This is a genomic window from Ruegeria sp. HKCCD7251, from assembly GCF_013031165.1.
Classification (GTDB): domain Bacteria; phylum Pseudomonadota; class Alphaproteobacteria; order Rhodobacterales; family Rhodobacteraceae; genus Ruegeria.
Genome location: NZ_WPZC01000001.1, coordinates 1,230,055 through 1,256,478 on the forward strand (window position 1 = coordinate 1,230,055; position 26,424 = coordinate 1,256,478).

Consider the following 26,424-nt stretch of genomic DNA (forward strand, 5'->3'; position numbering starts at 1 on the left):
CTTGTGGCCTTAAATCAATCCCTTGGCCAGAGCGGATGCGCAACCGGGTCCTTCGCACGCACGAAGAACGCGCGGAAAATTTCTGCGTAAGAGCGATACACATAGGCGCTGTTTCTAGCCAGATAGCGGTCTTTCCCCTCGTGATACAAAGATGGCAGCTTGTACCAGGGCGCTGCAGGGTTCATGTGATGAACTACGTGCAAGTTATTGTTCAGAAACAGAAACGCCAGCGGACCACGGTCTTCGACGATGACGGTTCTGGCACCTGCATCTTCGTGTGCCCGGTGTTCCAGAAAAGTTCGGATCTTAACCAGACCCAACCCGATATATGCAGACGTGACATAGGCCCAAATCGGCATACCGGACTGCGCAACGACCCCAAGAACAACAGCGACTCCGACAAGATGCAGCGCCCACGCCCTCAGAACATTCCGGTCACCGCGAAAGGTGGCGCGCAGCTCATCCCGCGTGAAGACATATTGCCCAATCGCCGGGCCCAGAACGATACGCCCCAGCAGAGTGTTATTCGCAGACAGCAGCAGCCGTTGCCAAACGCGTAGACGACCCCAGACCTTCGGATCGAGGTAATTCGACTCCGGGTCGTCGTACGGGTCGGTCAAGGTTGCGTCCCTGTGGTGGGCAAGATGCAGGTCTCGAAAACGCTGATACGGAATGAACAGCGTCAACGGCAGGGCCATCAAAGCCTCGTTCAACCAGTTTTGCCGGAATGGATGCCCGTGCAACGCTTCATGCGTCAGTGAGGAATGCATGGCGGCGACACACCCCATCGCCGGGATTGCCACCCATAAAGGCGCGTAGAAAATCACACCCAGCCAAGCTGCATAACATGTCAGAATCAGCGCGAAGGTGATCCACTCGGGCCCCTCACGCTCAGACATTGCGACCCCACGTGATACCAGCCCAAACGCGTTCATAAATTACGTACAAGGTCAGACCGATCGCGGTGTTCACAATCGCCAATGTCCCGCCGATTGCAGCGGACCCAGTTGCCACCAACCCAACAAGGGTCATGACAATCAGCCCCATCGCATTCCACAGCACAGCCTTCACGACTGATCTTCGCCGTGTTTCCATTCCGTCACCCATATTCTTGTTATGTCTCAAGAATTACGGACAACAGGTCAGGTTGAAAATTCTGAATATGATTAACAAAATTCATCAAATGTGATATTTTCAAACAAATGCAGAATAAAATCGACAAACGAGACCGCGCAGCACAGTTCCGACAGCGCCTTGCCCGCGCCATGGAAGAAAGGCGGGTCAGTCAAAGCGCGCTGGCACGTGAGATCGGAGTGGACCGTTCAACTGTGTCGCAGCTTTTGACGCTCGATGGCGCTCGGCTGCCGAACGCGCATGTGGTCGGCAGTTGCGCTTCGGCCTTGGGTGTGTCGGCGGATTGGCTGCTGAGCCTTTCTGACCGCCCTGAAAGCGCGGCAGAGTTACTGGCAAGCTCGCTCACCATGACAGAAGCGCCACGCGCCCTTGTGGATGAACGGATATTTGAATGGCACAAAGAGGCTGCAGGCTACAAAATCCGTTATGTTCCAGCAACTTTGCCTGACATGTTAAAAACCCGCGCGGTGCTGGAATGGGAATACGCGCCGCATCTGGGCAGAACAGCAGATCAAGCAATCGGGGCGTCAGAAGACCGCCTAACCTGGATGCGCCAGGCACAATCAGACTACGAAGTCGCGATGCCGCTGTTTGAAATCGACAGCTTTGCTAACGCGACCGGTTACTATCACGGACTGGACCTTCAGACGCGTCGGGAACAGATCGACCATCTGCTTGCCTTGTGCGAACAACTTTACCCCCGAATGCGCATCTATCTTTTTGATGCAAAGCGACTTTATTCTGCGCCCGTCACGATATTTGGCCCGCTGCTGTGTGTGTTTTATGCCGGAAGTCATTATATGGCGTTCCGAGACCGTGATCGTATCGAAACCTTCACGCGCCACTTTGACACACTGGTCCGCGAGGCCGACGTGACCGCGCGGGATTTTCCATGCCACCTGAAGTCGTTACGCGAAAAGATGCGTTAACCCCCAACCTGTGTTATCGTCAATTGGCGCGAACTTACGGGCATTCCGACCACAGACGGAGGACCACAGAAATGGACGCACTACAAACCGCACAATACGCACGCGCCCTTTATTCGGCGCACGGTGACCGGGCCGAGGCCGAAGCCGCGCTTAAAATGCGCGAATGCCAAGCCGCCGGAAACATACAGCAAGCGCAGGACTGGCAGGCGGTTCGTCAGACCATCCGCCAAATACGCGGGCCAAATCAGGGATAGTCAGAGTTTTGGATCGGGGTTGACGGTGTGGCCGTCCACGGCGATCACCTGCCCCGACACCAGCCGTGCCGCATCCGAGGCAAGGAACACGGCCATATCCGCGATGTCCCGTCCCTCGACAAACCTGCCCATCGAAGTGCCGGACGCATAGCCGTTATACACTTGGTCGCGGGTCATCCCCTTGGCCGCCGCCTCACGCTCTAGCACACCTTCCATGCGCGGGCCTTCTACAGCGCCGGGGCAGATCGTGTTGCAACGCACGCCAAACGGCCCAAGCTCCATGGCAAGCGTCTTGGCCAGTCCGATCACCCCCCATTTCGCCGCCGCGTAGGGCGCGCGATTAGGGTATCCGTATTGTCCGGCAGTCGAGGATGTGATCACCACAGCCCCGCTTTTTTGACGCTTCATGATCGGCGCGGCGTATTTCGCGCACAAGAACGCACCTTCAAGATTCACCGACAGGCACGCCCGCCAATCCTCAATCGCCACGTCCTCGACCACGGCCGTCGGCCCGGCAACGCCAGCATTGGCGCATAACGTATCCAACCCGCCCCACTCGGCTTCGATCTTCGCGAAGATATCCGCTACGGTGATTTCCTCAGCCACGTTGATTTCGGACTTTCGCCAATGCGACGGGCAATGCGACAGGGCCTCGGGATCCAGGTCCGCCACCCAGACTTGCGCACCCGCCGCGTCAAACGCTTCGGCCATGGCCCGACCGACGCCCGAAGCGCCGGCTGTAATCAAAACACGCCCGCTCATGACGGTTTGCGGATCGCAGCACCCGCGCCTTCGGGATACGGCAAGGCGGCCTGCGCTTCGGAAATCCGGGCCATCGCTGCCTCAATCTCAGCTGACGGAGCACTGGGGCGGCGGGTCTCAAGACTGACATGAAGCAGGAAGCTCTCGCCCGTGGCCAGCAGCTTGTCACCCTCATACATGCTGTGGAAAACATGCAGCTTCTTGCCCTGCCCCAGCAGCATCTGCGTGCGCACCTGAATTTTTGCGCCTGCATGTACTTCGTCGATATACCGAATGTGGTTTTCGGCGGTGAAATAGCTACCGCCCGAGGCGACATAGTCCGCATCACAGCCCATGATCTCCATGAACCGGTCAGTGGCGGCCGCGAAGGCCTCAAGATACCGTGCCTCGTTCATATGGCCGTTATAATCCGTCCAATCCAAAGGTACCGCGCGCGCGACGGTCAGAATCGGCTGGCTCAGGTCGGCTTGGTCGATCGTTGGCAGGGCACCGGGCTTCAACACGGAATCGTGTTGGTTCAGGACCGCCCCCGCACCCCAGTTCTGCGCCTTGAGCGCCCGCATCATCCCCACAAGATTGTTGTCGCGAATACGTTCCAATTCACGAATCGAGTGCATACCCGACTGCGCATCCGACTGGTCGGCGATCATATCGACCAACTCATCAGTGAACTCGGGCACATCCATCAGCTTGGTCCATGGCCATTTCAGCGCTGGCCCGAACTGCGCCATAAAGTGCCGCATCCCGGCCTCACCGCCTGCCACGCGGTAGGTCTCGAACAGGCCCATCTGCGCCCAGCGGATGCCAAACCCCATGCGGATCGCCTCATCAACCTCTTCGGTGGTGGCGATGCCATCCTTGACCAACCACAGCGCCTCGCGCCAGACGGCTTCAAGAAAGCGGTCTGCAATATGAGCGTCGATCTCTTTCTTGATGTGCAAAGGGAAGAAACCGACGGATTTCAGCAGCCCCTGCGCGCGCTCGACCATTTCTGTCGGGCTCTTGTCGGTCGGCACCAGTTCGATCAGCGGCAGCAGATAAACCGGGTTGAACGGATGCGTCACCACTATCTGTTCAGGCCGCAGCGCGCCTTCTTGCAGTTCCGAAGGCTTGAATCCGCTGGTCGACGACCCGATGATCGCCCCCGGGTCACACGCCTCTTGCAGGCCCTTGTAAACCTTCAACTTCAGGTCCAACCGCTCGGGCACGCTTTCCTGAATCCACTCCGCGCCCTGCACGGCATCGGCCAAGTCGTCATGGAAACTCAGCACGCCCTCGGGCGGCAACGGCACATCACTTAACCCCGGCAGCGACCGCCGCGCATTGTCCAGAACCTCCCCGATCTTGCGCTCGGCCTCAGGATCAGGGTCGAAAACCCGCACATCCCAACCGTTCAGCAAAAACCGCGCGGCCCACCCGCCGCCGATCACGCCACCACCAATGATTGCCGCCGTGTTTGTCATATCACGCCCCAAACTTCATCTTTTCCAAAATACTCCGGGGGTTTGGGGGCTGGCCCCCAATCCATGCCTACTTCGCCACAGGCGCACGCTTGGTCAAACCAAGCTTCTCGCGCACCTCGGCAGGCCCAATGACCTTCGCCCCCATATTTTCGATGATCGTCCCGGCACGTTCCACCAACTGCCAGTTCTCGGCCAGCACACCCTTGTCGAGCCACAGGTTATCCTCCAGCCCCACGCGCACATTGCCGCCCGCCAGCACCGAGGCCGCAACATAAGCCATCTGGTTTCTCCCCAGCGAGAACGCGCTGAAGGTCCAGTCATCCGGCACATTGTTCACCATCGCCATAAAGGTGTTCAGATCATCCGGCGCGCCCCATGGCACACCCATGCACAGTTGAACCAAAGCGTTGGTTTCCAGCACACCCTCTTTCACCAGTTGCTTGGCGAACCAAAGATGGCCGGTATCAAAAGCCTCGATCTCGGGCTTAACGCCCATGTCTGTCATCATCTGCCCCATCGCCCGCAGTGCACCGGGCGTGTTGGTCATGACATAATCCGCCTCGGCAAAGTTCATGGTGCCGCAATCCAAGGTACAAATCTCAGGCAGGCATTCGGCGATATGCGCCACACGCTCGGACGCGCCGATCATGTCTGTCCCTTCAGCCACTGGAAACGGGCTTTCCACCCCGCCAAACACGATGTCCCCGCCCATCCCGGCGGTGAGGTTCAGCACAACGTCCACATCAGCGTCGCGAATGCGGTCCGTAACCTCACGATACAGGTCCAGACGGCGGCTGGGGACTCCGGTCTCCGGGTCGCGCACATGGCAATGGACAACGGCGGCCCCGGCCTTGGCTGCTGCAATCGCACTGTCGGCAATCTGCTGCGGTGAACGCGGCACATGTGGGCTGCGATCCTGCGTTCCACCTGATCCAGTAATGGCACAGGTGATGAAGACTTCGCGGTTCATTTCCAGAGGCATGACGTTTTCCCCAAGTTATACCCGGTTTTGCCTTGAGTTTTCCCCAGACTTCTCCCCGGATTCCGATTTGCTTTCGGGCCCGAGTCTGACGCAGCCTTGTGAAAACACTTGCCAGAATGCGAATCAGACTTGATGAAATCCGCAAAAAACATACTGCAGCCCGAACACCGCGCCCTGAAAACGGCGGTTTTGGTGCTGGACGAATGCAACACGCTCAGCTTCGCCTCGGCCGTTGACCCGATGCGCGCAGCCAATCGCCTGGCAGATCGCCCCGCCTTTGACTGGGACTATGTAACCGCCACACCAGAACCCGCGATGCTGACCAGCGCGCTGACCGTTCCCGGAATTCCCCTGGCCCGCCTGCAGGGCTGCGATCTTATGATCGTGGTTGCCGGGTTCCAACTGGCGCGCCACGCCACCCCCAGCCTGCTGGCCGGTTTGCGCCGCATTGCCAGCAGCGGCGCAACCATGGCTGGCATAGACGGCGGCCCCTGGCTGCTCGCCGAAGCTGGTCTTCTGGACGATCATGCCGCCACCACACATTGGGAAGATTTGGACAACTTTGCCAACCGGTTCCCCGAGGTTGACGTGCGCCCTGACCGTTTCACAGTCTCGGGCAATCGCCTGACATCCGGCGGGGCCATTCCAGCCGTTGAAATGATGCTGCACATAATCGCCGCCCGGCACGGGGCGGGATTTGCCGCGCGGGTGTCTGGTCTGTTCCTCTATGACGGTGCCCCTGCCCCGACAAAACCCCAAAGCCGCATTGGCGCACCGCACCGCCACACGGCGCTGACAGCCAAAGCCAACAGCCTGATGGAATCGTCCCTGGATGAACCCTTGCCGCTTGCCGATATCGCCGAGACCCTTGGAACCAGCCCCCGCACACTACAGCAGCAGTTTCGCCTGCGCCTGAACACCACACCGCAAGACCACTACCTGCAACTGCGTCTGGCCGAGGCGCGTCGTCTGGTCACCGACACCGACATGCCTCTGATGGATGTGGCGCTTGCTACGGGCTTTGGCTCACAATCCAGCTTCGCACGCGCTTTCCGAACGGCCCACGGCCTCTCGGCCCGCGATCTGCGACAAGACCGGACGCACCCCACCCATCACTGAGCTGGATCCCCCTTCATCTGGCTAAAAATATCCCGGGGGAGTCGCGCGGCACGCGCGGCGGGGGCAGATCCCCCTAGAACGGCATTGGATGCGCGCGGTGCGCCTCGGTAATGTCCGCCAAAACCTCGTCCGACAACTGCAGGTCCTTGCCGCTCAGGATGTGGGCAAGTTGCTCGACTGATGTTGCACCAAAGATCGCGGACATCATGAATGGGCGTGTCTGACACCAGGCCAACGCCATATGCACAGGGTCCAGTCCATGGCGCGCGGCAACCTCAAGATAAGCCCCAACCGCATCAAAGGCACGCGTTCGATGCCGCCCGCCCATTTCTGGTACCAATGACATGCGCGACCCTTCAGGCACCGCGCCACCCTGGTACTTTCCAGTGAGGAACCCGGCAGCCAGAGGCGAAAAGGCCATCAGACCCACATCCTCATGAACACTCAGCTCGGCCATATCCGTATCGAAGTGCCGGCACATTAACGAGTATTCGTTCTGCACCGAAGCGACTCGGGGACCCGCTCCGTTCTCAGCCAGACGCAACCACTGCGCGGTGCCCCAGGCGCTTTCGTTCGACAGGCCAAAGGCGCGGATATTGCCCTTGTCGACCTGCGCCTGAAGCGCCTCAAGACATTCCCGCATATTGTCCAGCACCTCGTCGGTGTTGTGGCCCGACGGCGCATAGGTCCAGTTCTGGCGGAACATATAGCTGCCCCGGTTCGGCCAGTGGAACTGATACAGGTCGATGCAGTCCGTTTTCAGGCGGCGCAGCGACCCTTCGATCGCCTCGGGGATTGTCTGACCCGAGATCGGCGCTCCATCTCGCGCATGTGCAAAACCGGCCCCCGAGTGTTTAGTGGCCAGAACATAATCAGCCCGCCGGGACGGTTGCGCGGTGTTCCAGTTACCCAGTATCTCTTCTGTGCGCCCGACAGTCTCTTTCGATATGGGGTTCACCGGATACATCTCAGCCGCATCGACAAAGTTAATACCGGCGTCCAGTGCCATGTCGATCTGCGTATGTGCATCGGCTTCGGTGGTCTGGGTGCCAAAGGTCATGGTCCCCAGACACAGGTCGGTGACCATGATACCCGTGCGGCCCAAGGGCTTCATTTCCATCTGTCAATCTCCTGAAATATCATTGAAGAAAAGGCGTTACGCCTCGGACTTCATCTCCCATCGGCCCGACTCCTCGGACCAGTATTTGGCGGCGCATCCAGCACCGGTCAACGCTTTCCACTGCCCCCGGGCATGTTGAACCGCCTGCGGGTCATTGCCGTCAAACAGGATGCAGACACGTTCCAGAGCGTTCACCTCATCCGGTTCGACAGGTGCGCCGTCGACGGCCATCACGCAGGACGGTCCGTTGGCGGCCTGCATCTCGGTCGTCAGTAAAATGGGCTGCCTAGCATCATGCGGGCCGCCTTCCCGACCATGTGGTAGGAACCCGTCATCCGGCCCCAACCACAGTCTTTCGTCCAGCCAGTCCATCCGCGCAGGATTAGTACCCCGCACGGCGATCTTCCACCCGGCCTGCCGCGCCTTGTCCAGAAGAACCGGCAAAGTATGTTCCAGCGGCTGGCGGGTCAGGTGGTAGAAATAGACGGCACCCACGGACTTACTCGAAATTGTCCTGCACAAATCGGCTCAGTGCGCGCACACCCCACCCGGTTGCGCCTTTCGGCGCATAGGATGTCTCGGCCGCAACCGAGGCGACGCCGGCGATATCAAGGTGAATCCACGGGGTTTCCTCTTTCACGAAGCGCTGCAGGAACTGCGCCGCTGTGATCGAGCCCGCAGGCCGTCCGCCCACGTTCTTCACATCGGCGATGCGCGACTTCAGCAGGTCGTCATAGGCCTTGCCCAAAGGCATCCGCCAGGCACCCTCGTCCTCAGCCCCAGCCGCTTTCAGGAAGGCGTTGCAGAATGTGTCATTGTTCGAAAACACCCCTGCGTTTTCGTGGCCCAACCCGATAATGATCGCACCCGTCAGCGTGGCCAGATCAACCATGCCCACGGGGCTGAACCGCTCTTGCGCGTACCACATGACGTCGCACAGGACCAAACGGCCTTCGGCGTCTGTGTTGATGATCTCGACCGTGTCGCCCTTCATCGACTTGACTACATCACCCGGGCGCGTTGCGTTGCCCGAGGGCATGTTCTCGACCAGCCCCACAAGCCCGACCACATTGGCCTGGGCCTTGCGTTTGGCCAGCGCGCGCATTGTGCCAGCGACGACACCCGCACCGCCCATATCCATGGTCATATCTTCCATGCCACCGGCGGGCTTCAGTGAAATGCCGCCTGTGTCGAACACAACCCCCTTACCGACAAGGGCAAGCGGTGCGTCACCTTTATTGCCGCCGTTCCACTGCATTACCACAACCTTGGACGGGCTGACCGAGCCCTGCCCAACGCTCAGCAGCGTGCGCATTCCCAGTTCGGCCAGCTTGTCTTCTTCCAGCACTTCAACCTCAAGACCAAGGTCTTTCATCTCGGCCAGACGGTCAGCAAATTCGGTCGTGGTCAGAACATTGGCCGGTTCGTTGGTCAGATCGCGCGTCATCCGCACCCCGTCCGCAATGGAGTAAAGCGGTGCAAACGCAGCCTCAACCTCATCCGGTTTTTGGTGGCTAATCGTGACACTGGCGGTGCGTTCGGATTCTTTCGACTTGTGCGCATCGAAATCGTAACTGCGCAGGGCGATCCCAAGCGCCAGCTCTTCGGCCCGAACCTGATTACCGGCCATCAGCAGCACATCCCGGTTGTCGGCCAGTTTCGCCAGCTTTGCACCGGCCTTGCGGGCCTCGGCCGCGTCCGGACGGCGCGACAGAACCAGAATGTCCAGCGCCTCGGCCTCCATGCCGGTTGGCCAAGCAAGCGACAGCACATCCCCTGACTTAACCTTTGCAAAGCGGTCGCTTTCAACCAGACGCGCCACGGTGCCACGAGTCAGACGGTTCGCGCGGCGAACGGCGGGGCTCATCTTGCCGTCCGGCGATATGATGATGACAACGCGGCCTTCAGCCTGCGTCATTGCGTCGACGTCAAAAGCCTGAAACTGGATCGGGATTAGACTGCTCATTGCGAACTCCTGAAAATCTGTTCCCCAAGACCTAGCCCGCACTGGCGCTATTGACCAGATAGCAGTTTTCCCCGACTGGCAATTGCAGTACAGTCCCGAAAAAATTCCGGCAAGATCGGGGGAGAGTACAGTGGCAAAACAGGGCAGGCATAAGCCATCGCTTCGTGGCGCATGCTGCAATGATTCCTGCTTGAACCTGACAGTGCCCGCCTTGCACCCAACCCCTGCGGGGTTTCGCCCGTGATCCTTGACCGCTATTTTGCCCGCCGGTTCATCCAAAGCTTTCTGGTTATCGGCGGCATCTTCCTGACTTTGTTGATTCTGATCGACCTGATCGAACAGGTGCGACGCTTTGACGAAGTTGACCTGTCCTTTGGCCAACTTCTGCACCTGACGCTGCTGAATACCCCGGCGGCCATCAGTGAAATGCTGCCCTTGCTGGTGATTCTTTCGACAATCGCGCTGTTTGTCGGCCTTGCGCGCAGTTCTGAGTTGGTCGTGACCCGAGCCATTGGCCGTTCGGGTATTCGTGCGCTGCTGGCCCCTGCAGTATTGGCCCTGGCGATCGGGGCGGCTGCCGTTGCCCTGCTGAACCCGATTTCGGCAGCCACGTCCGAGGAATACTCACGACTGTCTGACTCGTATCGCAACAACGGCGGGTCGGCCTTTTCGATCAGCGGCGAAGGTATGTGGCTGCGGCAGGGCTCGCAAAACGGCCAGTCTGTGATCCACGCGCGCGGCACGTCAAATGGCGATACGCTGAAGTTGAACGAAGTGACGATCATCGCATTTTCGCCGGACGGTACGCCGACGCAACAGATTGCCGCTGACAGCGCTGTCCTAGACGACGGCAACTGGACTTTGTCCAACGCCAAAGTCTGGTCCTTGAATCAGGACATCAACCCGGAAATCAACGCCGTCGAGCATTCGACGCTTGAAATCCCTACGTCGCTGACGCGCGAGCGCATTTTGGACACGCTGGGGCGGCAAGGGGCCGTTTCGGTCTACGACTTGCCACAGCTTATTCGTGACCTAGGAGAAGCCGGGTTTTCCACCAAGCAATACGAAGTCTGGCTGCAAGTGCAACTTGCGCGCCCGATCTTCTTGGTGTCGATGGTCCTGATCGGGGCAGCGTTCACCATGCGCCATGTCCGCTTTGGCGGAACCGGGATCGCGGTTCTGTCCGCGGTACTGTTGGGTTTTGGCATATACTTCGTGCGCAACTTTGCCCAAATTCTGGGGGAAAACGGACAACTGCCTATCTTTGTTGCGGCGTGGGCTCCGCCCTTCGCAGCCATATTGCTGTCCCTCGGTCTGTTGTTGCACGCGGAGGACGGCTGATGCGGCTTCTATCCTGCCTGTTTTTGTCCGGCGCTCTGGCGTTGGCCATACCACAGGGCGCGGGCGCCCAAAATCAGCCCGCTGGCGGCCCGCCGCAAAGTACTCCGCAAGAGGAAGAACCAGCCCTTCTGGTTGCAGATCGGATTTTCATCACTCCGCAAAGAGTGCTTGTCGCCGAGGGCAACGTCGAAGCGTTTCAAGGCGACATCAAAGTTACTGCGCAACGGATTACCTATGACCGCGACACCGGCGAACTTTTGCTTGAGGGTCCGGTCCGCATTGATCAGGGCGGCGCAACGACTCTGCTGGCGGATTCAGCGGAATTGGACAGCGGCATCCAAAACGGCCTGCTCATCGGCGCTAGAATGGTGTTCCAGCAGCAAGTCCAGATCGCGTCGGTCCAGGCCAAGCGTGCGGCTGGGCGCTATACGCAATTCAGCAAGGTCTCGGCCACGTCGTGCCACGTCTGCGCCAACGGTAAACCTCCGATATGGCAGATCCGTGCGCGCAAAGTCACCCATGACCAGCTGGAACGGCAGTTATATTTTGAAGGTGCACAGTTCCGAATTCTGGACTTTCCGGTATTCTATTTTCCGTACCTGCGTCTTCCCGATCCCACACTGGACCGCGCGACGGGCTTTCTCGTCCCGTCGGTCAGAACCACGTCGCAACTGGGCACCGGCCTACAGGTGCCGTATTTCTTCAAGTTGGGCGACCACAAGGACCTGACGCTGACGCCATATGTATCGTCCAAGACCAAAACGCTGGGCTTCCGGTATCGTCAGGCGTTCAAACGTGGACGTATCCGAATCTTGGGCGCCTATACAAAAGATGACCTTCAACCAGACGAGCAGCGCGGGTATCTATTTGCGGATGGCGCATTCAACCTGCGGGACGGCTATCGGTTCACCTTTGACCTGAAGACCACGTCTGACGATGCGTATTTGGCCGACTACGGCCTGCCCGATTTCGACCGATTGCGCAGCGAAGTCGCGCTGGAACGGATAAAACGGGATACGGCGTTCCGCACCAGCTTCATCCACTACCAGACTTTGCGCGACAGCGAAGATCAGGATGAAATCCCTTCGCGCGTGTTCGACCTGTACTATCAGAAACGCCACTTCCCGACCGCAGTGGGTGGCGAGGTTCGGCTCGGCTTTGTCGCACACGCCCATGAACGTACCAGCGACGAAGACATCGTGGGCCGTGATGTCGCGCGAGCAACTTTCGATGCCGAATGGATGCGCAGTTGGATATTCACCACGGGCCTGCGCGCGGACGCCAGGTTGGGCGCGTCTGTCGATACGTTCAATATTCGTCATGACAGCGGGTTCCCTAGTCAGGTTACCCGCACCACACCACGCGCGGCGCTGACGCTGCGCTACCCAATGTCACGGCGGGAAAAGTCGGGCGCGACCCAAGTCCTTGAACCGATCGCACAAGTCGGCTGGACCCATGTTTCAACCAACGACGTGCCGATCGACGAAAGTACGTTTCAGGAATTCGATCAAGGCAACCTTCTGTCCCTTTCGCGATTTCCGGCCCCCGACCGTCGGGAAGACGGCGCAACCGGAGTGGTCGGCATAAACTGGGCCCGATACGGAGCAAAGGGATGGCGCGCACTGGCAACAGTTGGTCAGGTCTTTCGCGCGGATGCCGACCCTGAATTCAACGTAACCTCGGGTTTGCAGGGAACAGCGTCAGACCTGTTGATTGCTGGTCAGTTGGAAACGGCCAATGGCTGGTCATTGGCAGGGCGCGGATTGCTCAACGGTGACTTCAGTTTCGCCAAGGCTGAATTGCGCGCCGCCTGGAGCCAAGAAACAACTAGCCTGTCGGGCACTTATGTCTGGCAGGAACCCGATCCAGCGGAAAACGCGGAAGATGAAATCTCGGAAGTTCGCGTCAATGGTCGTTACCGAATCGACCAAAACTGGCTGACCCGTGCATTCGCCCGCTATGACCTCGCCGAGTCCGAACCGATCCGTTATGGGTTGGGCGTGACCTACCAAAACGAATGTGTACAGGCAAATATGATCGTGAGTAGACGATTTACCTCGTCTTCGAGTATTGAGCCTTCGACAGAATTCGGCTTTACCGTAGCCCTGACAGGATATTCTGTTGAAGGTGGCGGACAACAGTTCAAGAGAAGATGCAGTTGATTTCACGTTTCTCCAGTTTCGTTCGTTCCGGTTGGCTGCCCTCGGTGGCTCAGGCACTGGCCGTTGCGGTATTGAGTCTTGGGCCCATGGAAGCGCAAGCCCAAAGCCCGTTCTCGCCTGCGATCAAGGTTAATCAGGATATTGTCACCTGGTATGAACTGGACCAGCGTCTGCAATTCCTTTTAGCCCTGGGCGCTCCCGGAGCCTCCGAGGACGAGGTGCGAGAGGCCCTGATCGACGACCGTCTGCGCAAGCAAGCCATGCGAGAGGCGGGAATCGAAATCAACCCAGAGGATGTTCAGGTCGGCATTGACGAGTTCGCTGCGCGCGGGCGGTTGTCGACGGATCAGTTCCTGCAACTTCTTGCCGATGCGGGTGTGTCCCAAGAAACCGTCAGGGATTTTGTCGCAGACCAGCTTTCGTGGCGCGACTATGTCAGCGCCCGTTTCCTGTCGCAGGCGCGCCCGTCCGAGGATGAAATCAACCGGGCGCTGGGACAAGCCGGTGGCGGTGGATTGCAGGTTCTGATGTCCGAGATCATCATTCCGGTCAATCAGCAGACCATCGCCCAGGCCGAGTTGTTGGCCGAAGAGATCGCGCAATTGGAAGGATTTGATGCCTTTTCAGCGGCAGCCACCCAATATTCCGCCGCCGGCACACGGGACAATGGCGGTCGGTTGGAATGGCTGAACCTGACCGATCTGCCCCCTGCCTTGCAGCCGGTTATCCTTGGCCTCAAGAATGGGGATATAACACAGCCCATCAACCTGCCAAACGCCATTGCCCTGTTCCAGATGCGCGGCCTGCGCGAGGTCGCGTCTGGCGCGCCGCGTTATTCGAAAATCGACTATGCCATCTACAATCTTCCCGGCGGTCGCAGCGCTGACACGCTGGCCCGCGCCGCCAAATTGCGGGAAGAGATCGACACCTGCGATGACCTCTATGGAATTGCACAAGACCAACCGGCTGAGGTTCTGCAACGGATCGAAGCCAGCCCCTCGGAAATTCCGCGGGACGTCGCACTGGAACTAGCCAAGCTGGATCTTAACGAAGTTTCGACGAATCTGACCGCCAATAACGGCCAGACCCTCCGTTTCCTGATGTTGTGCACCCGGACGCTCGACCGAGGCGAAGAAACTTCGCGCGTTGATGTGGCCAATGCGCTGACGCAACAGCGGCTGCAGGCCTTTTCCGAAAGCCTGCTAGAGCAGCTACGCGCGGACGCAACGATAATCGAGCAATGATCGCCCCGATCGCGCTCAGTTGTGGCGACCCTGCCGGTATAGGCCCAGAGATCGCGGCTAAAGCATGGGCAGAACTACGAGATACCTGCCCGTTTTTCTATATCGGGGACGCGGCGCATATTCCTCAGGGAACTCCGGTGCATCAAATCAGCGACCCGGCAGAGGCCCTTCGTATCAGCGCCTCGGCAATGCCTGTTCTGCAACTGGACTTCCCCGAACCCAATCGCCCCGGTACACCCTCAGCCGCAAATGCGCCCGGCGTCATAAACGCGATTGAACGAGGCGTGTCACTGGTTCAGTCGGGCGCGGCGTCGGCCCTCTGCACCGCGCCGATCCACAAGAAAGCACTGATTGACGGGGCCGGGTTCGCCTATCCCGGCCATACCGAGTTTCTTGCCGCGCTGGCCGGGCGTAAACGCGTTGTGATGATGCTGGCCAGCGATGAATTGCGCGTGGTGCCCACAACGATCCATATTCCCCTGTCCCGCGTCCCGTCCGAACTCACGCCCGCCCTGTTGCGCGATACGATTGAAATCACAGCCGAGGGGTTGCGAAAGCAATTCGGCATTGCTCACCCCCGCATCGCCATTGCCGGGCTGAACCCCCATGCGGGGGAAGGTGGTAAGATGGGGCTTGAAGAGCTGGACTGGATCGGCCCGCTGATTTCTGCGCTTCCTTCGGAAGACTACACTGTCAGCGGCCCAAACCCTGCGGACACCATGTTTCATGCCGCAGCCCGCGCCCGTTATGACGCAGCCATTGCAATGTATCATGATCAGGCGCTGATTCCGATCAAAACGCTGGATTTCGACCGCGGCGTAAACGTGACGCTCGGCCTGCCTTTCATACGCACATCGCCCGACCACGGCACCGCCCTTGATATCGCAGGGCAAGGTATCGCAAACCCATCTAGCCTGATCGAAGCTTTGAAACTCGCCCACCGCATGGCAAAAAGCTCTTGATCCTTCACCTGGCTGAAAATATCCCCGCCGGAGGCAAAAAATCTCTGGTGCACGCAATCCCTCCTGCGCCACGGTAATCTGAAAATGAGCGCTATCGACAATCTTCCCCCTCTGCGCGAGGTCATCGCAACCCACCAGCTTTCGGCGCGAAAGTCGCTGGGCCAGAACTTCCTGCTGGACCTGAATCTGACCGCCAAGATTGCGCGACAGGCCGGAGATCTGTCCGCGTGCGATGTGTTGGAAATCGGCCCTGGCCCAGGAGGACTGACTCGGGGTTTGCTGTCCGAGGGCGCGCGGAAAGTGGTCGCGGTCGAGAAAGACACCCGCTGCATTGCGGCCCTGAACGACATTGCCGCTGCATATCCCGGCCGTTTGGAGGTCATCAACGGTGACGCGCTCGAGATTGACCCGCTGACACATCTAACGCCACCAATCCGGGTCGCAGCCAACCTGCCCTACAACGTCGGAACTGAGCTTCTTGTGCGGTGGCTGACCCCCCCCGAATGGCCCCCGTTCTGGCAAAGCCTGACCTTGATGTTTCAGCGCGAGGTCGCTGAACGGATCGTGGCGCAGCCCGGCGGCAAAGCCTACGGACGCCTTGCCATCCTTGCGCAATGGCGCGCCGAGGCTCGGATTGCCATGTCTTTACCTCCCGGCGCGTTTACGCCTCCGCCCAAGGTTTCAAGCGCCGTGGTCCATCTAACTGCCCTGCCCGAACCCAGGTATCCCGCGAACCCCGCCACACTATCCCGTGTCGTGGCTGCAGCCTTCAACCAACGCCGCAAAATGCTGCGCGCATCGCTAAAGGGCATCGCCCCGAATATCGAAGACAGGTTATTGGCGGCCGGGATTCAACCAACTGAACGGGCCGAGCAGGTGCCGCTTGAAGCCTTCTGTGCATTGTCGCGCGAGGTTGATAACGCTTGAAACAAAAAAGCCCCGGGTCGAACCTCGGGGCTTTGTCTTGTTTTGTGCGCCTTTGATTACTCGGCGGCCTCGGGCGCATCACCTTTGTCCGACGATGCGTCTTCCGACGGCGCAGGCTTGGGCTTGCGCGTACGGGGACGGCGCGCCGGTTTTTCCTTCTTCTCGGCGGCTTCGCCTTCAGCACCCTTATTTTCAGGGGTCTCCACCAAACCGGATTCAGGCGAAGCGGCTGCGGGTGTGAAATCCATCACGTCAGGTTGCGGTGCTTCGGCCGGATCTGATTGGCGCGCGGCTTCGCGTTCCTGACGCTCAGCGCGTTCGCGATCACGTTCAGCCTGACGTTCACGGTTCTGCCGCTCCTGTTCTTCGCGGCGCGCTTCCATTTCGCGTTGCGCTTCACTTAGCAGACGCAGGTAGTGCTCGGCGTGTTGCTGGAAATTTTCCGCGGCCACGCGGTCATTAGACAACTGCGCGTCACGAGCAAGCTGGTTGTACTTGTCAATGATCTGCTGGGGCGTGCCACGCACTTTACCCTCTGGGCCCGAGCTGTCGAAAACCCGGTTTACTACGTTGCCTCCAGAAGGACGATTGCGGTTATTCTTGGCCCGCGAGCGGGATTTGGAAGATCTCATCTACTTTCGTCAGCCTTGTCATTCGATGTCGAACCTTTCGCGTCTTGCACTGCTCAAAGGCTTTTGCTGTGACGCGATGTCGACTTTTTGGGCTTGGCGTCAGGGGCGCGCTGTAACGGCGTCAACCTCGCTGACTAATCCTGAGTAAACATGTCCGGCGCGTGCAGACAAGGGGTTTGTACTAAATTTCGCAGCTTTTTTACATCAATCGGCGTATTTCAGCCTCAGCGCACAGATTCACTGCGACATTCTGGCAAATACAACACGGTCGCGACCATCCAAATCGGGAATTATCCTTATGTCGACCAATCCAGCAGCATCAAACAGCGCAGAAACGCTCAGGCCCTGCGTCGGCCCAATTTCGACCAGCAAACGCCCACCGGGTAACAGAAAATCAGGAACACCGGCAGCAATACGACGGTAAGCTCCCAAGCCGTCGCCCTCGTCCGTCAGTGCCATGCGCGGTTCATGCTCACGCACTTCGGGTGACAATTCCGCCATTTCCGGCAGAGAAATATACGGGGGATTGGAAACAATCAGGTCAAAGTTACCATTAATGTTTCCGAACCAATCAGACTTGATAATCTCGATACGGTTTTGAACTTGATGCTGAACAGCGTTCGCGCTGGCTTGCAGACAAGCAGCCTCACTTAGGTCAACGCCTAGCCCCGTTGCGCTGGTTCTTTCCGCCAATAAGGTGATCAGAATGCACCCGGACCCGACCCCAAGGTCCAGAACATGACCGAAAGGTTCGCTCAACGCCGCCTCGATCAGCGCCTCGGTTTCCGGTCGAGGGTCCAACACATCGCGGCTGACCCGAAAGCGGCGGCCATAAAACTCCCTTTCTCCCAGCAAGTGGGAGACCGGCACTCGAATAGCCCGCAAGGATATCAATTGATCGTACCGTTCGGCGATCTCCGGCGAAAGCTCCTCGGGGGCGATCAACGTGACGCGGCTGGCTTCGATTCGCGCGGCGTGGGCCAACAACACTCGGGCGTCACGCGCCGGATCAGCAACCCCGGCCGCCCGAAGCCGCGCTGTTGCAGCGACCATGGCCTGCGCCGCTGTCAACGCAGCAATCATTGCGCCATCGCAGCCAGCAGGCGGGCTTGGTCATCGGCTGTCAGCGCATCTATGACCTCGTCCAGATCGCCCTGCATGACCTGATCCAGCTTGTACAAAGTCAGGTTTATGCGGTGATCGGTCATCCGGCCCTGTGGAAAGTTATACGTCCTGATCCGCTCGGAACGGTCGCCAGAGCCCACTTGGCTGGCTCGGTCGGCGGACCGTTCGCTGTCGATCCTCTGACGCTCCAAATCATAAAGTCGCGTCTTCAGAACCTGCATTGCGATTTCACGATTGCGGTGCTGGGACTTCTCAGAGCTTGTAACCACAAGAGCGGTCGGAAGGTGGGTGATGCGCACAGCCGAATCTGTCGTGTTCACGTGCTGACCACCCGCACCCGAACTGCGCATGGTGTCGATACGAATGTCATTCGCGTCAATCTGGATATCCACATCTTCGGCCTCGGGCAGCACCGCAACCGTCGCAGCCGATGTGTGAATCCGCCCACCACTTTCGGTTTCGGGAACGCGCTGAACTCTGTGAACTCCGGATTCATATTTTAACCGCGCAAAGACGTTGTCGCCCTTTATATGCGCCACGACCTCTTTGATGCCCCCAAGGTCCGAAGCCTGTTCTTCGATGATCTCAAAACGCCAGCCGTGTGCCTCGGCATAGCGTTGATACATGCGCAACAGGTCTCCCGCGAACAAGGCAGCCTCGTCCCCTCCGGTTCCGGGGCGAATTTCCAGCATCGCAGGGCGCGCATCGGCCGCGTCACGGGGCAGCAATGCCAATTGCAGCGCGTGTTCCGCTTCGGGGATGCGGGCCTGCAAGTCTGGGATTTCTTCTTCGGCCAACTCCTTCATATCGGGGTCTGCCAGCATCGCCTGCGCTTCCGCCAAATCCGCCACCAACAGTCGCCAGGCCGTGATCTGTTCGACAACCGGTTTGAGGTCAGAATACTCCTTGGCCAAAGCAGCAATGTCCCCACCCGCCGCGCCGTCTGACATCGCCGCTTCGAGGTATTGGAATCGCTGAGTTATCTGTTCTAGGCGTTCTTCGGGGATCATCCCCGGGGGTGTCTAACAATCCGGGGCTTTGGTCAAGGGCCGACCGTATGCTAAGCTGCTGCGCATGAGATGGTTTACGCTTGTCCTGACGCTGTTTTCCACACCGGCCATGGCCGACTATGTTGGCCCGGATGGCAAGGTGCGCGATTGCTATTGCACCGATACATCCGGCACCCGCATCGAACTGGGCGAGATGATCTGCCTGCAGGTCGATGGCCGTATGTTCATGGCACAGTGCCAAATGTCGCTGAACGTACCAATGTGGCGCGAAGTGCAGGAAGGCTGCCTGTCCTCAGGGCTTGAGCGCAGTCAGCCACCCATCAACACGGTTGCGGTTTACCCCAAAATCTGAGCGCCCAAAGCGCAGGCGCGCGTGGATGCGCAGCGTGTCGCCATCCTGCTGGGCGGTCGCGTAGTCGGGAAAGCCGATCACTTTGGTGCGGGTGACATAGGTGACCATCCCTTTGTCCACTGACCCCGCCAAAACCGTTGTTCGGGGTGTGTTACGCGCAATTGCATCCAGACGCGCCAGCCCGTCGGGGCCAGTTTCCAAAACCCGAAACACTCCGCCTTGCATATCGCGATCCGCCTGACCGGTGGGCACTACGTGCCATCGCGTAGGATCGGACGGTGCCAGCCTGATATAAGCGCCCAGTACGACGACCGCCGCAACAACAAGGAAAATGAGCATTTTCTTCATCCCGACCCTATTCTTTTAGCAACCTTATTCGGAATACAGGCCTGGACAAGTCGTGAGGCAGGCTTTTACCGCGACGTCACACCTGGCAGGATGCACATAAGCTCGAACAAAAGGTTAGCCGCCGTCAGCGCCGTGTTGCCGGTCGTGTCATAGGGCGGCGAGACCTCGACTAGATCGCACCCCACAACGGTCAGACCGCTGAGTGCATGGATCAACTGCAAGGCCTGCGGCGTGGTTAGCCCCGCGATTTCTGGCGTGCCCGTTCCCGGAGCAAAAGCCGGATCAAGGCTGTCAATGTCGAAGGTGATATAAGTCGGGTGATCCCCGATTGTCTTCCGTATCTGAGAGCCAACTTCCGTCAGGTTCTGCTGCCACAATTCCAACGCCGGAAACTGCCGAAATCCCCATTCCTTTGCTTCGTTGAAATCCGTCGTTGAATAACCCGAACCGCGAATTCCGACCTGAAAGACCTTGTCAGGAACGATCAGACCTTCTTCGTAGGCGCGGCGAAAGACGGTGCCGTGTGTCTCACGCTCACCAAACATTTCGTCGTCTACACCTGCGTGGGCATCCACGTGAACCAACGCCACAGGCCCGTGCTTGGCCGCAATTGCCCGTAAAATCGGCAGGGTGATCGAATGATCACCTCCCATCGCGACAGGCGTCACATCCTGCGCCAGAATAGCATCATAGCTTTCCTTAATGATCTTGAGGCTTTCGGACAGGGAAAACGTGTTGATCGCAAGATCACCGATATCGGCAATCTGCAGGCTGTCGAACGGAGCCGCGAATGTGGCCATGTTGTAAGGCCGGATCATCGCGCTTTCGCTGCGGATCTGTTTCGGCCCGAACCGTGTGCCCGACCGCCATGAGGCGCCGATATCCATCGGAATACCCAAAACGGCCACATCCAACCCGGCCAACGAATCCACTTGCGGCAAGCGCATGAACGTATTCGGCCCGGAAAACCGTGCCAGATCATTGCCGCTGAGGGGCTGGTTGAAGTCTTTCATGCCAGTATCTCTCCCATCCGTTATTTTGGTTAACGTGATAGAGGAAAGATGGCTAACCAATGGTTAAGGCTGCAACTTGTTCCACCCCAAAAGGCAAATAATCTGCGTGGCGACATGCGCGCCGGCGATCGCCGTTGCGCCGGATGTATCAAACGGCGGAGATACCTCGACAACGTCCCCGCCCTTGATGTTAATACCGGCGATATCGCGCAAGATGATCTGCGCCTGAATGGAACTCAGCCCACCCCAGACGGGTGTACCTGTACCCGGCGCAAAAGCGGGATCCAGACCGTCGATATCAAAGCTTAGATAAACGGGACTGTCACCCAGAATGCCCTTAATCTTGTGCGCGACGGCAGCGGGGCCGGATTCATAAACCTCGCGCGCGTCGATGATGTTGACACCCAGCGTATCCTCGTTGGTGGTCCGGATTCCGACCTGCACCGATCGCTTGGGATCCACGATGCCCGACTTCACCGCCTTGTAGAACATCGTTCCGTGATCCACGCGCGACATGTCGTCATCGGCCCACGTGTCCGTATGCGCATCAAACTGCAGCAAGGAAATCGGCCCGAATTTCTCGGCATAAGCCTTGAGGATCGGAAAGCTGATATAGTGATCCCCGCCCAAAGTGACCGAAGCCACATCGGCGGCTAGTATCGTGCGGATATGATCGGTCAGCGTATCTGGAAACGCCGGGATATTGGCGTAGTCATAGGCCATGTCACCATAATCGACGATCGCCAGCTCACTCAGCGCGTCAAAAGGCCAGCCATAGGGCGCATCGGGTGATTGCAGCGCACTGGCCTCTCGGATTGCGCGCGGGCCAAGTCGGGTTCCAGGGCGGTTGGTCACCGCCTGATCGAACGGCACTCCAGTCACGGCTATGTCCACGCCCTTCAGGTCCTTGGTGTACAGCCGACGCAGAAAGGACGTCGCCCCGCCAAACGTATTTTCATAGGACAACCCCTTGAGGTCAGGATTGGTAAACGCCTCGTCCACCTGATTTTTTGCATCTTCCAGTGCCATTTATTCCCCCGTTCAGCCCAGCGGCTGCGCCTTTTCGACAATCCGCGCGAAAAAGGATGCCCCAACCGGCGCGATCTCGTCGTTAAAATTGTATTTTGGATGATGCAACCCGGCACTTTCACCTTGCCCCAGAAACAGGTACGCCCCCGGACGCGCATTCAGCATGAACGAGAAATCCTCGGCCCCCATCATCGCAGATATGTTCGTGAACACCCATTCGTCTCCCGCCACGTCCCGCGCGACATCGGCGGCAAACCCGGCTTTGTCTGCGTCATTGATCGTTGCGGGGTAATTGATCTCATAATCCAACCTTGCCTCAACCCCATAAGACAGTGCTTGCCCCTGCACGATCTGCTCCATCCGTTCCATCACCATCTTCTGAACAGACGGATCGAAAGTGCGGACGGTTCCGTTGATATAGGCAGTATCCGGGATCACGTTGTTGACCGTTCCGGTGTGAATCTGGGTAACCGAGATAACCAGATCGTCCAGCGCATAGTTGTTGCGGCTGACAATGGTCTGAATGGCCTGTGCTATTCCACAGGCCGCCATCACTGGATCGCGAGTTTCGTGTGGCATGGCCCCGTGGCCGCCAAGACCCTGAATGTGAACTTCAAACGTGTCGACAGCGGCCATGATCGGCCCGGGCGTCGTCTGGAATGCCCCCTCAGGAACACCGGGCGCATTGTGCAGTGCATAGACCTGGGAAATATCGAAACGGTCCATAAGCCCCTCTTCGACCATGACGCCTGCTCCGCCGCCTTCCTCTTCCGCAGGCTGAAAGATCAGGGCCACGCGGCCGCGGAAATTTCGTGTCTCAGCCAGATAACGCGCTGCGCCCAACAACATTGCCGTATGACCGTCATGGCCACAGGCATGCATATTACCCGGTTTGGTCGACGCATATTCGACCCCGGTTTCCTCGGGGATTGGCAAGGCATCCATGTCCGCGCGCAGGCCGATTGTCGGCCCCTCGCCCTGCCCGTTGATGATCGCGACAATCCCGGTTTTGGCAATTCCTTCATGCAGCTCGTCAACGCCAAATTCACGCAGTCTGTCGGTGACAAAAGCTGCGGTTTCATGGCATTCGAACTCCAACTCGGGAATCGAATGCAGGTGTTGTCGCCAAGCGGTCATATCGGCGGCAAAATCGGCAATTCGGTTGACGACGGGCATCTGGGGTGGACTCCTGATCCTGACTGCGGAATGGATGCATCTGACACCGGAACGAAAGGGTTCGCAATGGCCGAAAATCCTCTGATCCACGATAGCGACGCAGGGATCGAGCGCCTGCTGGAAATCATGCGCCGCCTACGCGACCCGCAGACCGGCTGCCCGTGGGATATCGAACAGGATTTCGCCACCATCGCCCCCTACACCATCGAAGAAGCCTATGAGGTCGCCGACGCCATCGAGCGTGAGGCGTATGACGAGCTGAAAGGCGAATTGGGCGACCTGCTGTTCCAATCCGTCTTTCATGCGCAGATGGCCGAGGAAGCCGGGCATTTCACCTTTCAGGACGTAGTCCGCACCATGTCAGATAAAATGGTCACGCGTCATCCTCACGTGTTCGGCGACGAATCCCGCGACAAATCTGCCGAGCAGCAGACGCTGGATTGGGAAACCATCAAGGCAGCGGAACGCGCTGGCAACGAACAAAAAGGCGCGCTGGATGGAGTGGCGGCTAACCTGCCCGCCCTGTTGCGCGCACATAAGCTGCAAAAACGCGCCGCCCGCGTGGGGTTCGACTGGCCCGATGCCAGTCATGTGCTGGCGAAGATCACCGAAGAGGCCGCCGAGTTGGAAGAGGCCCGCGACAGCATGGACGCCGACGCACTAGAGGATGAGTTCGGTGACTTGCTCTTCGTGATTGTCAATCTGGGCCGCCATCTCGGGATTGAACCCGAGGCAGCCCTGCGCCGCACCAATGCCAAGTTCACCCGCCGGTTCGAACAGGTCGAGGCCCGCCTTGCGGCGCGTGGCAAAACGCCTTCACAAAGCGATCTGGCCGAGATGGACGCCCTTTGGGACGAGGTGAAAACCGAAGAACACCGCGCCAACGGCAAACTCCCGCCGGTGGATGCGGTTGCGGACACCTAAAACGGCTGGACAAGTGCCGGGACACTTGCGAGTGTCCGACCTTCACGCCCCCGGAGACGCCCATGCCCCCTCGTAAAATCATCATCGACACTGACCCCGGCCAGGACGACGCCGTGGCCATCCTGCTGGCGCTGGCCAGCCCCCAAGAGATTGAGGTTCTGGGCATAACCGCCGTCGCTGGGAACGTGCCGTTAGACCTGACGTCCAAGAACGCCCGTATCGTCTGCGAACTGGCCGGACATACCGAGGTGCCGGTTTACGCCGGGTGCGACCGCCCATTGAAACGAGCGCTGGTCACGGCAGAACATGTGCACGGAAAAACCGGTCTGGACGGCCCGGAACTGCCTGATCCGCAGATGCAACTGACCGACGGGCATGCGGTCGACTTCATTATCGACACCCTGCGCGCGCATGAGCCAGGAACGGTCACGTTATGCCCGCTGGGGCCACTGACAAACATCGCAACGGCCTTTACCAAAGCGCCTGATATCGTGGATCGGGTGCAGGAAATCGTGCTGATGGGCGGCGCGTATTTCGAGGTTGGCAACATTACCCCCACCGCAGAATTCAACATTCACGTCGACCCAGAAGCTGCTGATATCGTGTTTACATCAGGTCGCCCTATTGTCGTTATGCCGTTGGATGTCACGCACAAGGCGCTGGTCACCAAACCCCGCAACGACGCCTTCCGCGCGCTGGGAACCAAGGTCGGTATCGCCGTGGCCGAGATGACGGATTTCTTCGAACGCTTTGACAAGGAAAAATACGGCAGCCAAGGGGCACCACTGCATGACCCGTGCGTCACAGCCTATCTGATCAAGCCCGAATTGTTCTCGGGTCGTTTCGTGAATGTCGAGATTGAGACCCAATCAGAACTCACGATGGGTATGACGGTCGCCGACTGGTGGCGCGTCACCGATCGCAAACCCAACGCGACATTCATAGGAGATGTGGACGCGGACGGGTTCTTTACCCTGTTGACCGAACGGCTGGCCCGACTATGAGCGCTGCCCTGCGGCTTGCCCGCCCCGAAGATTTGGACCGCTTGGTGGGCCTGGTCACTGCATTCCACTCCGAGGAAGGTATCGCTCAGGATGCGGATCAGACCCGCAACGCTCTGGCCCCGCTATTAGAGGGCATCCCCCACGGATGTGTCTACCTGATCGGACCCGGACGAGCACCGTTGGGATACATCATCCTGACATTCGGTTGGTCCGTCGAATTCGGCGGCATGGACGGCTTTGTGGACGAGATCTACATTCGCCCTGCCGTTCGCGGCCGAGGAATTGCATCCGAAGTATTGCTAGACCTGCCAAAGGCACTGGCCGGAGCTGGGCTTACCACCCTGCATCTTGAGGTCGACCGCACAAACGAGGCAGCTCAGAAACTGTATCTGCGCACCGGGTTCAAACCGCGCGATCGGTATTTGTTAATGAGCAAGAAGCTCTGAATTCAGATCAATCACGGACGTCACTGCCCGTGATGTCACGCACAGGCCTTAGCGAGCCTCACCACGATAGATGTAAGTGGGCGATTCCATATCCCGAACCGGGTCACTTGCTGAAACCGGATCGCCAGTGATCGGATATGTGCCAGGTGCTGAACATGCCGCCAAAAATACAGTGCCGACTACCGACGCTACGAGAAGGAATTTAGAACCAGTCATGGTGTTCTCCTTTCTGTAATACAGTCAGGGTACGAGACCACCCGGCCCTCCTAATAGGGAAAAGTTCACACATAAGTGCCATAATGTTCACTTAAGTAGCGGCTTTTTTAAATTTCTCCTTCAATAACAACAGGAAAGAAGGTCGAAAAATTTCGACTTTTTTAGCCCAAAATCGCGCTATTCCTGCAAATCCATTTCAAAAAACAGCAGATGACCATCTGCAACCTCGGGGATTTCCGAATAGGCGTCACGCAATTCAAACCCCATCGACAGATAAAGGCGTGTTGCGGCCTCAAGTGGTTTTCCTGTGTCCATCCGAATAATACGAAACCCCTTCAGGCGGCAGGTTTCGATCAGATCACTCATGATCGCGTACCCGGCACCGGTACCTCGGGCTTTCTCGTTCACGAATACGCGCTTGATTTCAGCCACACCGGGTTCAATCGTATGGAACATCCCACATCCGACAGGCTGATCATCCTTTAACGCTAGCCGGACACCTCCTGTGGGTGCCGCGTGCTCAACCTCGATGGCATCCATCAAACGGGCGTATTTCTCACGCGGGTAGAATGTTCTGACAATGCGTTGGGATTTTTCATCCAGCGTCAGAAGAAATGCGCGGTATTCCCAACACAAACGCCGGACCGCATCAAAGTGGTCCGGCGTTTTGGGGTCTATGATTGAAAGCAAAACCTGATCCTCGAAACAAATTCGAGGATCAGGTTAACATTCACCGCTTCAGGATCGAAGCCCCAGCGTATTCGGCGACCTCGCCCAGCGATTC

At 58.5% G+C, this 26,424-nt stretch carries 29 protein-coding genes; 12 read left to right on the forward strand and 17 right to left on the reverse strand.

Translation table 11 applies throughout. The features are described 5' to 3' along the window. Nucleotides 1–14 precede the first annotated feature (14 nt). Together GOX75_RS06015 and GOX75_RS06020 are read right to left on the reverse strand one after the other, a co-directional pair. Nucleotides 15–899, reverse strand: a complete 885-nt coding sequence (locus GOX75_RS06015; protein ID WP_171121638.1) for a fatty acid desaturase — start codon at nt 897–899, stop codon at nt 15–17. Further along, entirely contained in the window at nt 892–1,095 is a 204-nt protein-coding gene (locus tag GOX75_RS06020; RefSeq protein ID WP_171121639.1) for a DUF2061 domain-containing protein, read from the reverse strand. The genes GOX75_RS06015 and GOX75_RS06020 overlap by 8 nt, the downstream gene beginning before the upstream one ends. Before the next feature lie 107 nt (nt 1,096–1,202). Here GOX75_RS06020 and GOX75_RS06025 point away from each other — a divergent pair, with 107 nt between their 5' ends. Together GOX75_RS06025 and GOX75_RS06030 are read left to right on the forward strand one after the other, a co-directional pair. Beyond that, the gene (locus GOX75_RS06025) at nt 1,203–2,063 is read left to right on the forward strand and encodes a helix-turn-helix domain-containing protein (RefSeq protein WP_171121640.1); all 861 of its coding nucleotides are present in this window, start codon (nt 1,203–1,205) and stop codon (nt 2,061–2,063) included. Nucleotides 2,064–2,134: 71 nt separating this feature from the next. Next, nucleotides 2,135–2,317, forward strand: coding sequence for a hypothetical protein (locus GOX75_RS06030; protein WP_171121641.1), 183 nt, complete (start codon nt 2,135–2,137; stop codon nt 2,315–2,317). Here the strand turns inward: GOX75_RS06030 and GOX75_RS06035 are convergent, their stop codons facing one another. From GOX75_RS06035 to GOX75_RS06045, 3 genes are all read right to left on the reverse strand, one after another. Then, a complete protein-coding gene (locus GOX75_RS06035; protein WP_171121642.1) occupies nt 2,318–3,079 on the reverse strand; it encodes an SDR family oxidoreductase in 762 nt (253 codons plus the stop codon). It lies immediately after the preceding gene. Beyond that, nucleotides 3,076–4,542 (reverse strand): carnitine 3-dehydrogenase, encoded by a 1,467-nt coding sequence (locus GOX75_RS06040; protein ID WP_171121643.1) that lies wholly within the window; start codon nt 4,540–4,542, stop codon nt 3,076–3,078. The genes GOX75_RS06035 and GOX75_RS06040 overlap by 4 nt, the downstream gene beginning before the upstream one ends. Before the next feature lie 67 nt (nt 4,543–4,609). Then, the gene (locus GOX75_RS06045; protein WP_171121644.1) at nt 4,610–5,524 is read right to left on the reverse strand and encodes a 3-keto-5-aminohexanoate cleavage protein; all 915 of its coding nucleotides are present in this window, start codon (nt 5,522–5,524) and stop codon (nt 4,610–4,612) included. Between the two features lie 132 nt (nt 5,525–5,656). Between GOX75_RS06045 and GOX75_RS06050 the strand changes: the two genes are divergently transcribed. Further along, on the forward strand, nt 5,657–6,643 hold the full coding sequence (locus GOX75_RS06050) for a GlxA family transcriptional regulator (protein WP_171121645.1): 987 nt from the start codon (nt 5,657–5,659) through the stop codon (nt 6,641–6,643). 73 nt (nt 6,644–6,716) lie between these two features. Here GOX75_RS06050 and GOX75_RS06055 read toward each other — a convergent pair whose 3' ends face one another. Genes GOX75_RS06055 through GOX75_RS06065 form a run of 3 tightly spaced genes read right to left on the reverse strand, consistent with a single transcriptional unit; the run spans nt 6,717 to nt 9,729 of the window. Continuing rightward, nucleotides 6,717–7,763 carry an aldo/keto reductase gene (locus tag GOX75_RS06055; RefSeq protein WP_171121646.1) on the reverse strand — a complete coding sequence of 349 codons (1,047 nt, stop codon included), beginning with the start codon at nt 7,761–7,763 and terminating at the stop codon, nt 6,717–6,719. 36 nt (nt 7,764–7,799) lie between these two features. Beyond that, the gene (locus GOX75_RS06060; protein WP_171121647.1) at nt 7,800–8,258 is read right to left on the reverse strand and encodes a DNA polymerase III subunit chi; all 459 of its coding nucleotides are present in this window, start codon (nt 8,256–8,258) and stop codon (nt 7,800–7,802) included. 4 nt (nt 8,259–8,262) lie between these two features. After that, on the reverse strand, nt 8,263–9,729 hold the full coding sequence (locus tag GOX75_RS06065) for a leucyl aminopeptidase (RefSeq protein WP_171121648.1): 1,467 nt from the start codon (nt 9,727–9,729) through the stop codon (nt 8,263–8,265). A 240-nt stretch (nt 9,730–9,969) separates the two neighbouring features. Between GOX75_RS06065 and lptG the strand changes: the two genes are divergently transcribed. The 5 genes from lptG (at nt 9,970) to rsmA (ending at nt 16,365) form a co-directional block, all read left to right on the forward strand. Next, on the forward strand, nt 9,970–11,070 hold the full coding sequence (gene lptG / locus GOX75_RS06070; RefSeq protein ID WP_171121649.1) for an LPS export ABC transporter permease LptG: 1,101 nt from the start codon (nt 9,970–9,972) through the stop codon (nt 11,068–11,070). Next, nucleotides 11,070–13,232 carry an LPS-assembly protein LptD gene (locus GOX75_RS06075; protein ID WP_171121650.1) on the forward strand — a complete coding sequence of 721 codons (2,163 nt, stop codon included), beginning with the start codon at nt 11,070–11,072 and terminating at the stop codon, nt 13,230–13,232. Before lptG ends, GOX75_RS06075 begins: the two co-directional genes overlap by 1 nt. Then, nucleotides 13,223–14,476: a peptidylprolyl isomerase gene (locus GOX75_RS06080; protein WP_171121651.1), complete on the forward strand. Its 1,254-nt coding sequence runs from the start codon at nt 13,223–13,225 to the stop codon at nt 14,474–14,476. The genes GOX75_RS06075 and GOX75_RS06080 overlap by 10 nt, the downstream gene beginning before the upstream one ends. After that, nucleotides 14,473–15,438 carry a 4-hydroxythreonine-4-phosphate dehydrogenase PdxA gene (pdxA, locus tag GOX75_RS06085; RefSeq protein WP_171121652.1) on the forward strand — a complete coding sequence of 322 codons (966 nt, stop codon included), beginning with the start codon at nt 14,473–14,475 and terminating at the stop codon, nt 15,436–15,438. The genes GOX75_RS06080 and pdxA overlap by 4 nt, the downstream gene beginning before the upstream one ends. Before the next feature lie 84 nt (nt 15,439–15,522). Further along, entirely contained in the window at nt 15,523–16,365 is an 843-nt protein-coding gene (gene rsmA, locus GOX75_RS06090; RefSeq protein ID WP_171121653.1) for a 16S rRNA (adenine(1518)-N(6)/adenine(1519)-N(6))-dimethyltransferase RsmA, read from the forward strand. A gap of 56 nt (nt 16,366–16,421) precedes the next feature. Here the strand turns inward: rsmA and GOX75_RS06095 are convergent, their stop codons facing one another. The 3 genes from GOX75_RS06095 to prfA form a co-directional block, all read right to left on the reverse strand. Continuing rightward, the gene (locus tag GOX75_RS06095; protein WP_171121654.1) at nt 16,422–16,997 is read right to left on the reverse strand and encodes a DUF4167 domain-containing protein; all 576 of its coding nucleotides are present in this window, start codon (nt 16,995–16,997) and stop codon (nt 16,422–16,424) included. A 237-nt stretch (nt 16,998–17,234) separates the two neighbouring features. After that, nucleotides 17,235–18,080 carry a peptide chain release factor N(5)-glutamine methyltransferase gene (gene prmC / locus GOX75_RS06100; RefSeq protein WP_171121655.1) on the reverse strand — a complete coding sequence of 282 codons (846 nt, stop codon included), beginning with the start codon at nt 18,078–18,080 and terminating at the stop codon, nt 17,235–17,237. Continuing rightward, on the reverse strand, nt 18,077–19,132 hold the full coding sequence (prfA, locus tag GOX75_RS06105; protein ID WP_171121656.1) for a peptide chain release factor 1: 1,056 nt from the start codon (nt 19,130–19,132) through the stop codon (nt 18,077–18,079). Before prfA ends, prmC begins: the two co-directional genes overlap by 4 nt. A gap of 64 nt (nt 19,133–19,196) precedes the next feature. Here prfA and GOX75_RS06110 point away from each other — a divergent pair, with 64 nt between their 5' ends. Next, nucleotides 19,197–19,484, forward strand: a complete 288-nt coding sequence (locus tag GOX75_RS06110; RefSeq protein ID WP_171121657.1) for a hypothetical protein — start codon at nt 19,197–19,199, stop codon at nt 19,482–19,484. Here the strand turns inward: GOX75_RS06110 and GOX75_RS06115 are convergent. From GOX75_RS06115 to GOX75_RS06130, 4 genes are all read right to left on the reverse strand, one after another. Then, a complete protein-coding gene (locus GOX75_RS06115; RefSeq protein ID WP_171121658.1) occupies nt 19,425–19,832 on the reverse strand; it encodes a DUF1499 domain-containing protein in 408 nt (135 codons plus the stop codon). The genes GOX75_RS06110 and GOX75_RS06115 overlap by 60 nt on opposite strands. A gap of 65 nt (nt 19,833–19,897) precedes the next feature. Then, the gene (gene speB, locus GOX75_RS06120) at nt 19,898–20,845 is read right to left on the reverse strand and encodes an agmatinase (protein WP_171121659.1); all 948 of its coding nucleotides are present in this window, start codon (nt 20,843–20,845) and stop codon (nt 19,898–19,900) included. A 63-nt stretch (nt 20,846–20,908) separates the two neighbouring features. Then, a complete protein-coding gene (gene speB / locus GOX75_RS06125) occupies nt 20,909–21,874 on the reverse strand; it encodes an agmatinase (protein ID WP_171121660.1) in 966 nt (321 codons plus the stop codon). 12 nt (nt 21,875–21,886) lie between these two features. After that, nucleotides 21,887–23,050 (reverse strand): M20 aminoacylase family protein, encoded by a 1,164-nt coding sequence (locus tag GOX75_RS06130; RefSeq protein ID WP_171121661.1) that lies wholly within the window; start codon nt 23,048–23,050, stop codon nt 21,887–21,889. A gap of 66 nt (nt 23,051–23,116) precedes the next feature. Between GOX75_RS06130 and mazG the strand changes: the two genes are divergently transcribed. The 3 genes from mazG (at nt 23,117) to GOX75_RS06145 (ending at nt 25,424) form a co-directional block, all read left to right on the forward strand. Then, nucleotides 23,117–23,974 carry a nucleoside triphosphate pyrophosphohydrolase gene (mazG, locus tag GOX75_RS06135; RefSeq protein ID WP_171121720.1) on the forward strand — a complete coding sequence of 286 codons (858 nt, stop codon included), beginning with the start codon at nt 23,117–23,119 and terminating at the stop codon, nt 23,972–23,974. 62 nt (nt 23,975–24,036) lie between these two features. Beyond that, complete coding sequence (locus GOX75_RS06140) at nt 24,037–24,978, forward strand: nucleoside hydrolase (RefSeq protein ID WP_171121662.1); 942 nt, start codon at nt 24,037–24,039, stop codon at nt 24,976–24,978. After that, nucleotides 24,975–25,424, forward strand: a complete 450-nt coding sequence (locus GOX75_RS06145; protein ID WP_171121663.1) for a GNAT family N-acetyltransferase — start codon at nt 24,975–24,977, stop codon at nt 25,422–25,424. The genes GOX75_RS06140 and GOX75_RS06145 overlap by 4 nt, the downstream gene beginning before the upstream one ends. A gap of 48 nt (nt 25,425–25,472) precedes the next feature. On the opposite strand, the gene GOX75_RS06150 is transcribed toward GOX75_RS06145, so the two are convergent. Then, nucleotides 25,473–25,640, reverse strand: a complete 168-nt coding sequence (locus tag GOX75_RS06150; RefSeq protein WP_171121664.1) for a hypothetical protein — start codon at nt 25,638–25,640, stop codon at nt 25,473–25,475. 177 nt (nt 25,641–25,817) lie between these two features. Continuing rightward, a complete protein-coding gene (locus GOX75_RS06155; protein ID WP_171121665.1) occupies nt 25,818–26,330 on the reverse strand; it encodes a GNAT family N-acetyltransferase in 513 nt (170 codons plus the stop codon). Between the last annotated feature and the right edge of the window lie 94 nt (nt 26,331–26,424).